General features: G+C 67.2%; 3 protein-coding genes and 1 pseudogene. All 4 read left to right on the top strand.

The genetic code is table 11. From position 1 onward, the window contains the following. On the top strand, positions 1-793 hold a 793-nt coding region (locus EBL85_RS17270), incomplete at its 5' end, for a hypothetical protein (RefSeq protein WP_223806179.1). Between the two features lie 416 nt (positions 794-1,209). Beyond that, positions 1,210-2,079 carry a sulfotransferase gene (locus tag EBL85_RS16275; protein ID WP_123143451.1) on the top strand — a complete coding sequence of 290 codons (870 nt, stop codon included), beginning with the start codon at positions 1,210-1,212 and terminating at the stop codon, positions 2,077-2,079. Positions 2,080-2,152: 73 nt separating this feature from the next. Further along, a pseudogene (locus tag EBL85_RS17645) lies at positions 2,153-2,650 on the top strand (DUF4347 domain-containing protein); the annotation flags it as partial. A 453-nt stretch (positions 2,651-3,103) separates the two neighbouring features. Continuing rightward, positions 3,104-6,828, top strand: a 3,725-nt coding sequence (locus tag EBL85_RS16265) for a cadherin repeat domain-containing protein (RefSeq protein WP_223806180.1), incomplete at its 3' end; no start/stop codon positions are given.

Below are 6,828 nucleotides of genomic sequence, written 5' to 3'. Positions count from 1 at the left end.
CACCCTGCTCGGCCCCACCGGCACCGATACCCTCGGCGCCGATGTCGAGCTGCTGGTCAGCACCGCCGATGGCGCCATCACCCTGGTGCAGACCTTCTCCTCCGCCCGCCACCCCGGGCTCGGCATCGACGCCACTTTCGACGCCGCCTTCTATCTCGCCGCCAACCCGGATGTCGCCGCCGCCGTCGCCAGCGGCACCATCGCCGACGCCGAGGCGCACTTCCTCACCTGGGGCGCGGCCGAGGGCCGCGCGCCCAACGCCAGCTGGGACGAGAACGCCTACCTGACCGCCAACCCCGAGGTCAGCGCCGCCGTCGACAACGGCGAGATCGCCTCGGGCATCGTCCATTACCTGGGCAACGGCGCCCGGGACCTCACCCTCACCGCCGACACCGCCTTCGACGCGACTTTCTACCTCGCCGAGAACCCGGACGTCGCCGCCGCCATCGCCGCCGGCACCATGGTCAGCGCCGAGTCCCACTTCCTCGGCTGGGGCATGGCCGAGGGGCGCGCACCGCACGCGCTCTGGGACGCCGAGGACTACCTCGCCGACAACCCCGACGTCGCCGCCGCCGTCGCCGACGGCACCTTCGCCTCGGCCGTCGAGCACTACTGGTGCTACGGCGCCGACGAGGACCGCGCCCCCGGCCCCTGGTTCGACACCGGCGCCTATCTCGCGGACAACCCCGACGTCGCCGCCGCCGGGCTCGACGCCGCCTCGCACTTCGTGCTCTGGGGCGCGGCCGAAGGGCGACTCGGCACCGTTGCCGACACCGAGCTGCTGCTCGCCTGAGTACACATGGCAGCCCGGATTCTTGAAGGTATAAGGGGATGCCCTCAGCTTGATTTCAGAGATACACGATCGCTGCCACGCGATCATGGAGAAAGCGCGATCTGCACCGACAACGCAACCCGACCGACGATAAGGATTCGACTGGGTATCATCCCCAAAAAATTGACATAGACCGCAGTCTAAGGTTTTGAATACGCTTACGCTTCAGCATCGGATCGAGTGCAGGCGATCAGGGCCGAGCACGGTCTCCGCGCCCAGGGAGAAGGCGGAATCGAAACAGCCAGACGCAATGTTGAAAGGTCGGGAGTCTGGTGCCGGACACCGGGGGCCGATGACTCTGGATCCACGGCCCTGACCTGAGCCCTGGCGTCGGCCGGCCGCCTGTCCATCAGTGATCTGCGACAAAGGTTCGATCCATGCACGATGGCTCCCAGACCTTTCATTTCATCTCCGGGCTGCCGCGCGCCGGCAGCACACTGCTCGCTGCCCTGCTGCGCCAGAACCCCCGCATCCATGCCTCGATGACCAGCGGGCTCGGCGCCCTGGTCAACGGCGCCATGCAGATCATGAGCCCGGGCTCCGAGGTCGCCCTGACCCTTCAGCCCGGGCAACGCGAGCACATCCTTCGCGCGCTCTTCTCCAGCTACTACGACGGCCTGACCGAGCGCCCACTGATCTTCGACACCAACCGTGGCTGGACGGCGCGCATGCCATTGCTCGCCGGGCTCTTTCCAGAATCCAAGGTCATCGCCTGCGTGCGTGACGTCTCCTGGGTGATGGATAGCCTGGAGCGACAGGTACGCAAAAACCCCTATCACTTCACCCGACTGTTCGGCCCCCAGAACCAGGGCACCGTCTACAGCCGGGTGGAGACGTTGATGCACCACGACGCCCTGGTTGGTCGTGCCTGGAGCGGACTCAAGGAGGCCTTCTACGGCGAGCAGGCCGCCTCCCTGCTGATCGTCGACTACGAATTGTTGGCGCGCGCCCCAGCCAGGGTGCTGCCGCTGATCTATCAGTTCATCGGCGAGCCCTGGTACGAGGGCCACGACTTCGACCGGGTGGAATACGATGCCGCCGATTTCGACGAGGCGCTCGGCGTCGACGGGCTGCACCGTATCCGCCCCAAGGTCGAGTTCCAGCCCAGACGCACCCTCCTGCCGCCCGATCTGTTCAAGAAATGCCAGGGCATGGACTTCTGGCGCACCGTCAACGGCAGCCAGGCCAATGTCATCGTCGCCCAGCGCAGCGATGACCCCGAGACCGGCACGGAAGCACTGGCCTAAACCGCCCAACCCGTTCAGCGCCCGTTGAGCCCCCTCCACGGACACCCTGCCGCAGATCAGAGATGCCGCCGCCATGACCGACTCCCAGCAAATCGCCGTCATCGATACTCAGGTCCCGGATTATCAAAGCCTGCAATTCGCCGCCGAAGAGGCCGGGCTGGAGGTCATTCTGCTCTCCGGGAACGGCGATGGGATCGAGGAACTGGCCGAGGCGTTGGAGGGACGCAGTGGAATCGAGGCACTGCACATCCTCTCGCACGGGGCGAGTGGGCAGGTATATCTCGGCGATGACGTGCTGAGCAGCGACAGCCTGGACGAGCATTTGGATGCCTTGGGGATCATCTCCAGCGCAATCTCCGAGGACGGGGATTTGCTGCTCTATGGCTGCGAGGTGGGCGCCGACGGCGCCGGTCGCGCGTTCCTGGGCGATCTGTCGATCTTAACCGGCGCCGACGTGGCCGCCTCCGACGATGCGACCGGCGCCGACGCCCTGGGCGGCGACTGGGACCTGGAGGTCACCCGCGGCACCATCGACGCAACGCCTTGGGCGGCGACGGGGGTGGAGGGCTTCGACGGTGTGCTAGCGTACAGCGGGACCATCACGTTCGACAGCGCGCCGACCAGCGGCGCGTACGGGAGCGGCGATGCCAACGAAAACGCCACCTACACCCTCACCGGGGGCAACTATACCTTGGTGCTCGATGGCGCAAGCGAGAGCACGTACATTTATGTTTACGGTGGCGACGGATACGGAAACATCGGTGCAAACAGAGCGACAGAGACCAAGGCAACGCTGTATTTTCAGGGAGGAGAAACGTTCGATATTTCAAGCATAAACCTGACGAACTATGGTGTCCATTCCGAAATTTTCATCATAACATCCGATAAAGCAGGCGACTATTACAAAACAGGCGCCATTTCAAACGGAAATAGCCAGGACGCCACGCTGACCGGCTTCACGGGCATCAGCAAGCTTTACATTGTTGCCCAGGACGGAAGCATTGAGAACGCCGAAATTGATAACTTGGTCCTAGCCAACGTTCAGTCACCCTCCAACGATCCGGTCTTCACCGTCGATAATGACGGCAGTGTTTCCGAGACCGCCACCAACGGTACGCAGGTGCTGGCTGACGGCGACATCGAGGCCAACGACGGCGACAGCGGCGGAGCGGATGCCGGGATCACCTATTCCATCACCGCCGGCAACGGGAACAAGGATGGCGACGGCAATTCGGCCTTCGCGATCGATTCCAACACCGGCGCCGTCACCGTCAACGACGCCGACGATCTGGATTTTGAAACCACACCGTCCTACACCCTGACCATCCGGGCCAACGACGGCAGCGGGACCGTCGACACTGATTTGACCATTACGGTCAACGATGTGGCCCCCTCCATCACCGGCGGGCAAAACTTCGGCGCCAACGAGTCCGCCGCCAACAGCTCGGCGGTGGGCACGGTCGCCACCACCGGCGACGACGACGGCGTCACCTTCTCCATCCAGTCCGGAAACACCGGCAGCGCCTTCACCATCGACGCCTCGACCGGCGCGATCAGCGTCAACGACACCAGCCAGCTCGACGCCAGCGTCACCTCCAGCTACACCTTGGGCATCCGCGCCACCGATGGCACGACGCCATCCGACGTCGATGTCACCATCAACGTCACCGACGACGTCGCGCCCGCGATCACCAGCAACGCCCCCGCCGGCGCGCCGGCGGCCAACGCCGCCTCGGTCGACTTCAGCGTCACCTTCGACGAATCGGTGAGCAACGTCAGCGCCGACGACTTCCAGCTCACCACCACCGGCAACGCCTCGGGCACGATCAGCGGGGTTGCCGGTTCCGGCACCAGCTACACGGTGACCGTCGATACCATCGCCGGTGACGGCACGCTGCGCCTCGACCTCAAGGGGGCGACCGATATCGTCGATGACGCCACCAATGTGGCCACCGCTTATACCTCGGGCACCACACACAGCGTCGATCGTCTCGCCCCCACGGTGACTGACGCCAACCTCTCGATCAGCGGGGCCAGCGGTACCGCCGGGGCCTACAAGGTCGGCGACACCCTCACCGCCACCTGGGACAATACCGCCTCGGGCGACAACAATGCCGACATCGCCAGCGTCAGCGCCGACTTCAGCGCCTTCGGCGGCGGCACGACGGTGGCCGCGAGCAACAGCGGCGACACCTGGACGGCGACCTACACCATCACCGAAGATGGCGGCGGCAGTCTCGATACTACCGGTCGCAACGTCTCGGTGACCGCCACCGATGATGCCGGCAACGCCACCACCACCGCCGACACCACCAACGCCACGCTCGACAACGACAGCCCCGTCGTCACCGACGCCAACATCAGCCTCTCCGGCGCGAGCGGCACCGGTGGGGCCTTCGTCACCGGCGACACGGTCACCGTCACCTGGGACGATACCGCCTCGGGCGACAACAATGCCGACACCCTCGCCGAGGTGACGGTGGACTTCAGCGCCTTCGGTGGCGGTGCGGCAGTGGCTGCAAGCGAGAGCAGCGGCACCTGGACGGCGAGCTATACCGTCACCCCCGGCACGATCGAGGCGGCCAATCGCAACGCCTCGGTGACGGTCACCGATGACGCCGGCAACACCACCATCATCGCCGACACCTCCAACGCCACGCTCGACAACCAGGCCCCGACGGTCAGCGCCGTCTCGGCGACGACGGCCAACGGCACCTATGGCATCGGCGAGACGATCACCGTGCAGGTCCAGTTCAGCGAGGCGGTGACCGTCACCGGCACGCCACAACTGACCCTCGAGACCGGGGCGAGTGATCGTACAGTCGACTACAGCGGGGGTTCGGGCACCACGACCCTGAGCTTCGCCTATACGATCCAGGCCGGCGACACCAGCGCCGACCTCGACTATGTCGCAACCACGGCGTTAGCCCTCAACGGCGCGACGATCAACGATGGCGCCGGGAACCCGGCCGCGCTCACCCTGCCCTCGCCTGGGGCGGCCAATTCGCTCGGCGCCAACAAGGCGCTCGTGATCGACACCGTCCCCACCATCACCGCGGCGAGCTACGACGCCGACACCGGGGTGCTGACGGTCACCGGGAGCAACTTCGTGGCCGCCAGCGGCGCGGCCAACGACGTCGATCTCTCGACGCTGACGATCACCGGCGGCAACGCGGCGAGCCACACCCTGACCACCGCCACCGATGTCGAGATCGACTCGGCCACCCAGTTCTCCGTCACCCTCTCGGGGACCGATCGCACCGCGGTCGCCGCCCTGCTCGACCAGCTCGGCACCAGCTCGAGCTTCGGCACCACCTACAATCTCGCCGCCGCCGACGACTGGCTCACCGGCGCCGACCCCGGCGCCGACATCAGCGATACCACCGGCAACGCGATCACCGTGGCCGTGGCCCCCAAGCTCACCAGCGCCACCTATGACGCCGCCACCGGCACCCTGGTGGTCACCGCCACCAATATCCAGGCCAACGGCGGCGGCGCGGACATCGATGCCAGCGCCCTCACCCTCACCGGCGCGGGCGGGACGGGCTATACCCTGACCGACACCATGGACGTCGAGCGCACCTCGGCCACCCAGTTCACCCTGACGCTGAGCGCCACCGATCGCGCCGGGGTCGGGCCGCTGCTCAACAGCGACGGCACCACGTCGACCGGGGGCACGACCTACAACCTCGCCGCCGCCGATGACTGGAACACCGCGGTGAGCGCCGGCGACAGCAGTGATGCCACCGGCAACGGCCTCACCGTCAGCAATGTGCCGATCCCGACGCTGACCTCGGCGACCTATGACGCGAGCAACGGCACGCTGGTGGTCACCGGCAGCGGGCTGCTCGCCCGCGGCGGGGCGGCCAACGACATCGACGCCTCCCGGCTCACGCTCGTCGGCGAGGGCGGCGCGACCTATACCCTCACCGACACCGCCGACGTGGAGCTGACCTCGGCGACCGGCTTCACGCTGACGCTGAGCGCCACCGACCGCGCCGGGGTCGGGCCGCTGCTCAACCAGGACGGCACCAGCGCGACCGGGGGCACGACCTACAACCTCGCCGCCGCCGAGGACTGGGCCGCCGGCGCGGCGGCGGCGGTGACCGATGCCGACCTCACCGGCAACCCCGTCACCGTGGCCAATGTCCCGGCGCCGACCATCACCAGCGCCACCTACGACCCGGCCAGCGGCCTCCTGGTGGTCACCGCAACAGGGTTGCCGAGCGCGGCGGGTGCGGCCAACGACATCGATCTGTCGCAGCTGACCGTCACCGGCGCCGGCGGCGCGACCCATACCCTCACCACCACCACCGATGTCGAGATCGATTCGGCCACCCGCTTCAGCGCCACCCTCGGCGGCACCGACAAGAGCGCGGTCGACGCCCTGCTCGATCAGGCCGGCACCCAGGCCGCCGATACCACCGTCTACAACCTCGCCGCCGCCGAGGACTGGGCCAGCGGCGCGGCGGCGGCGGTGACCATTGCCGATCTCACCGCCAACCCGATCACCGTCGCCGCCGTCAGCAGTGGCGGTGGCGGCGGCGGTTCGACCCCGGAGACGGGCGATGACCTGTTCAGCGGCGACGATGGCTCGGTGATCGACGGCGGCGGGGTCGACACCGGGCTCAACCCCACCACGGACTTCACCGACACCACCCTCGACGGCGCCCCGGTGACCACCGGCACCACCACCGACAGTCGCACCGGCGAGTCTGTCGCGGTGGTGGTCAGCGACCCGAGCGCCCC

This window comes from Marichromatium sp. AB32 (assembly GCF_003718675.1).
GTDB lineage: Bacteria > Pseudomonadota > Gammaproteobacteria > Chromatiales > Chromatiaceae > Marichromatium > Marichromatium gracile.
This window is presented reverse-complemented; position numbering and strand designations above follow the sequence as displayed.

Excerpts from the sequence above, each read along its gene's own strand:
- EBL85_RS16275 (WP_123143451.1), top strand. The coding sequence starts at position 1,210 with ATGCACGATGGCTCCCAGACCTTTCATTTCATCTCCGGGCTGCCGCGC.